The sequence below is a fragment of the Flavobacterium cyanobacteriorum genome (assembly GCF_002251835.1).
Taxonomy (GTDB): domain Bacteria; phylum Bacteroidota; class Bacteroidia; order Flavobacteriales; family Flavobacteriaceae; genus Flavobacterium; species Flavobacterium cyanobacteriorum.
The window spans coordinates 1-3,986 of record NZ_NOXV01000105.1 but is presented as its reverse complement, the minus strand read 5'-3'; the positions used below and the strand labels follow the sequence as shown (position 1 = coordinate 3,986).

The window sequence follows — 3,986 nt, the reverse complement described above, 5'->3', positions numbered from 1 at the left end:
AGCGGCATCCTCCCCGCCGCCTGCTTTCGCGGCGGGGAGATATAGCGCACAGCAGGAAATGCCTTTACCGGCAAGCGCTTAGAGGGCTGCTCCTTATAAGAATTCAGGTAACAAATGGGACGTTGGGTGTAGCATTATTGATGAAATGATACTATTTACCCTTGTGTATCATAAATTTTGCTGAAGCGCCGCAGGTTTTTTAAGAGTTGCGTTATCTTTGAAGTATGAAAATAAGTACAGCCTGCCTGTGTATATTAATTGTATTCTCCTGCGCCCCGGTTGTTAGGGCACAGGCCAGTGGTGCTATGCCGGCTGTGGTAATAACCGGGAAAATGAAAAATGTTATGTGGGGTGGCCGGCTCGAAGGCACCATAGACCTTGATACAATTGCTGACAGGGAGCATCTTTATGGCCTTGGCCCTGTGGAAGGGCTGCGGGGTGAGGTAATAGTGGTTGACGGAAAAGCGTACAAATCAGCAGTGGTGTCCGCCACTGCAATGACAATCGAGGAAACGTTCAGGATAAAAGCACCTTTTTTTGTACACGCATGGGTGAGGCAATGGAAAGAGTACAGGCTGCCGGCAACAGTAAAGACAATGAGAAGCCTTGAAGCCTATCTGGACAGCCTTGCGGCAAATGTAGATAAACCTTTTGTGTTCCGGATGGCAGGAATAGTTAATGAAGCTTCTGTACATGTGGTAAACCTGCCTGAAGGCGCTACTGTATCTTCGCCCGCCGAAGCACATAGGGGCCAGGTGAGCTATGCCGCAAGCAGGAAGCCCGCAGAAATAATTGGCTTTTTTTCGCGGAACCACCAGTCGGTATTTACCCACCATGACACCTACATGCACCTGCACCTGATTACTGCTGATAAAACTCTTATGGGGCATCTTGACAGCATTAGTTTCAGCCCGGACACCATGAAATTATTTTTACCCGTAAACTAAATATTGCTAAAATGAATATAAAAGTTATTGCATTTGACGCTGATGATACCCTCTGGGTCAATGAGCCGTATTTCCAGGAAACTGAGCAGAAATTCTGCCGCCTGATGGAAAATTTCCTGCCGGCACATTCTGTGGCAAAAGAATTATTTAAAACCGAAATAGACAACCTTGCGTTATACGGCTACGGCATAAAGGGCTATATACTAAGCATGATAGAGACTGCCGTACGCATATCGGATAAAAAAATGAGCGTGGAACTGGTAGACAAAATACTGGACTATGGCAAGGAAATGCTTGATAAGCCTATTGAACTGATTGAGGGTGTTGAAGATACCCTTGAAGCGCTTAAAGGCCGGTATAAGCTGGTTGTAGCCACTAAGGGCGACCTGAAAGACCAGCATAAAAAACTGCATGAGTCTGGCCTGGGCCATTATTTTCACCATATAGAAGTTATGTCTGACAAAAAGGCGGCAGACTATGATAAACTGGTAAAAAGGCTTGACATACAGCCTTCGGAGTTCTATATGATAGGTAATTCGCTGAAGTCGGATGTATTACCTGTACTTGAAATAGGAGGGCATGCCTGCCATATCCCGTTCCATACCACTTGGGCGCACGAAGTTGTTGACCATACCATAGTGCACAAAAATTTCAGCCAGCTTGAAGCTATAGGGCAACTACCGCAGTTGTTTGCCGTATGACGCAGCGGTGCTGCTTGAAAGCCTTATATAAATAATAAAAAAAAATGTAACTATAATGAACAGGCCACAAAACTATAACAACCATATTCGTTTTTATGCCCCACACCACTTTGTTTTCTACCCGGTTATGACCGGACTCATGATTTTTGCCGGATGGGAGGCCGCAACGGGTGACGCCGCGTTACTGTGGGGATTCCTGGCTGTTATTATTGCCACAATAACCTGGCTGTCATTTATGTTAAGGCAGCATTATGCCCTGACGCTCCAAAACAGGATTATACTGGGCGAACTGCGCTACCGCTACTTTATGATAGTTGGGCAGCGGCTGGAACCACTAGAAGAGAAACTGGGTGAAGGGCAGCTTTTTGCGCTGCGTTTTGCTCCTGACGAAGAACTTGCAGAGCTTGTGCACCGGGCAGTGTCGGAAAACCTTTCGCCAAAGGCCATAAAAAGATCAATAAGACACTGGAAGGCAGACCATAAAAGAGTATAAAAAAGCGGGTAGTAAACTATCCCGCTTTTGCCGGAATTAGGTTCGGAAATTGTAATATTTCTTACCTCTAACTCCTTTCAGGTGCTGCTAATATGCTGCATTCCTGTCTTCTTCACCGTCCCGGATGCCGCTGCCGCGTTTCATCTGGTCGTTAGCATCCCAGTTATTATTGCCGGTTCCGGCGTTCCTGCTGCCATAATCAGCGCCTGAACCTCCTTCATTATCATTGCCTTCTACGTTTTCGGATTCCCCATTCCGGGCTTTCCAGGCAGGTTCATCTTCATTAAAGGTTTTAGAGTCGCTGCTCCTCATCCTGTCTCTCCATGCCTGCCCGTCGTCATCGCTGCTCATGCTGTGTGACCCGGCATCCCAGTCATCAGGTTCATTTCCCCTTCCGCCCATGCTTTGGGAGTTACTCCTTCCGTCCCGGCCTTCATTTATATCATGGCTGGTTCCGCCTATCCTTCCTGTATCGGTGGTAGCATCCCACCCGCCTTCCATATCGTTCTGGTCTCTGCTTCCTCCTCTATACACGCTTTCCTGGCTGCTGTCCCCTTCTTCCCATTCTTGGCCTGCCTGGCGCGAACCTTCAGCGCTATTGTCCATAGCTGCATCATTAAAATTGTCATGGTTGCCCATCCCTTGCCCGCGCATGTTACTTCCTGTGTCCTGGTCAATGTGGCTGCCCATGCTGTTATGCTGCTGCTCATCATCATGCCTGTAGGTGTAATCATGGCTTTCATGGCCATTATTACGGTTATTATTATTTTCCATACTATTATAGTTTGTTTGTTACTAGCTTAATTTTTTTGCGACGGTTTAGGATATGCCTCTTTTCCGGAGCTGTCCTTCCTTCCGTTTTTCTTTGCCGTTTCCGAGGCGGCCGATTTACGTTCGCTGCCCGCTTTTGGCGCCGGTGTCTGCTTTCCTGTTGACATAACTTTATAATTTAAGGGTTACAATACAAAGTTGCAAACGATATAGCGTAGTTCTATGGGAATTAACGTTACTTTTTAGCGAAAATGTTAGCAGAAACCTTAACATTTCCGTAAGGCCGCAAAATAAGGCGGGAGTAATTTTTGCTGTACTTCCCGGCAACAGAAACTTTAACAAATTCTTCACATAAGCGCCCGCTTGTATAAGACCGCCAGTTTGTACTTTAGTACACATTATATAAGTCTTTCCTTATAAAAGCTTATATAAATGTATTAATAAGAGGATAAACAACAGTAACATTACGACTATGGCAACACGGCATTGGGTTATTGACCCGGCACATTCGGAAGTGCAATTCAAAATAAGGCACCTTGTTATATCAACCATTACAGGTTCGTTTAATGTTTTTTCGGGTACGATGGTAACGCCTGAACATGACAATTTCAGGGATGCCTATTTTACCATAGCTATTGATGTTTACAGCATAGACACCAACAACCGGGACAGGGATGAACATTTGAAATCTCCTGATTTTTTTAATGCCGATGCTTTTCCTACGATTAATTTCCTTTCTACAGCCTTTACGCACCTTAGAGGCGATGAATACAGGCTGGCGGGTGAGCTTACAATAAGAGGTATCACCAGGCCAGTAACCTTTGATGTACTGTTTGGCGGCCAGGCAAAGGATGGTTTTGGCATTAACCGGGCAGGTTTTGAAATTACCGGAGAAGTTAACCGTAATGACTTTGGCCTGCACGCGCCTGATGTCACTGAAGCAGGCGGACTGGTGCTGGGAGAAACCATAAAGCTGTACGCTAATGTGCAGTTTATTAATGACCCGGACAATAAGGCGGATAATTATTAATTAACGTGAGTTCGATTTAAGCCGCTAACCTATCATCAATGATT

6 protein-coding genes are annotated in these 3,986 nt (G+C 45.7%); 4 read left to right on the top strand and 2 right to left on the bottom strand.

Going from position 1 to position 3,986, the window contains the following annotated elements:
* Positions 1-224 precede the first annotated feature (224 nt).
* Genes CHU92_RS01230 through CHU92_RS01220 form a run of 3 tightly spaced genes read left to right on the top strand, consistent with a single transcriptional unit; the run spans position 225 to position 2,141 of the window.
* Positions 225-947: an acetolactate decarboxylase gene (locus tag CHU92_RS01230; protein WP_243389536.1), complete on the top strand. Its 723-nt coding sequence runs from the start codon at positions 225-227 to the stop codon at positions 945-947.
* Positions 948-958: 11 nt separating this feature from the next.
* Entirely contained in the window at positions 959-1,648 is a 690-nt protein-coding gene (locus tag CHU92_RS01225; protein WP_094411791.1) for an HAD family hydrolase, read from the top strand.
* A gap of 55 nt (positions 1,649-1,703) precedes the next feature.
* The gene (locus tag CHU92_RS01220; RefSeq protein ID WP_094411789.1) at positions 1,704-2,141 is read left to right on the top strand and encodes a DUF6526 family protein; all 438 of its coding nucleotides are present in this window, start codon (positions 1,704-1,706) and stop codon (positions 2,139-2,141) included.
* A gap of 87 nt (positions 2,142-2,228) precedes the next feature.
* Here the strand turns inward: CHU92_RS01220 and CHU92_RS01215 are convergent, their stop codons facing one another.
* Both CHU92_RS01215 and CHU92_RS15725 read right to left on the bottom strand, forming a co-directional pair.
* Complete coding sequence (locus CHU92_RS01215) at positions 2,229-2,915, bottom strand: hypothetical protein (protein ID WP_094411787.1); 687 nt, start codon at positions 2,913-2,915, stop codon at positions 2,229-2,231.
* Between the two features lie 26 nt (positions 2,916-2,941).
* Positions 2,942-3,079, bottom strand: a complete 138-nt coding sequence (locus CHU92_RS15725) for a hypothetical protein (RefSeq protein WP_165764555.1) — start codon at positions 3,077-3,079, stop codon at positions 2,942-2,944.
* Between the two features lie 305 nt (positions 3,080-3,384).
* Between CHU92_RS15725 and CHU92_RS01210 the strand changes: the two genes are divergently transcribed.
* On the top strand, positions 3,385-3,942 hold the full coding sequence (locus CHU92_RS01210) for a YceI family protein (protein ID WP_094411785.1): 558 nt from the start codon (positions 3,385-3,387) through the stop codon (positions 3,940-3,942).
* Positions 3,943-3,986: the final 44 nt, after the last annotated feature.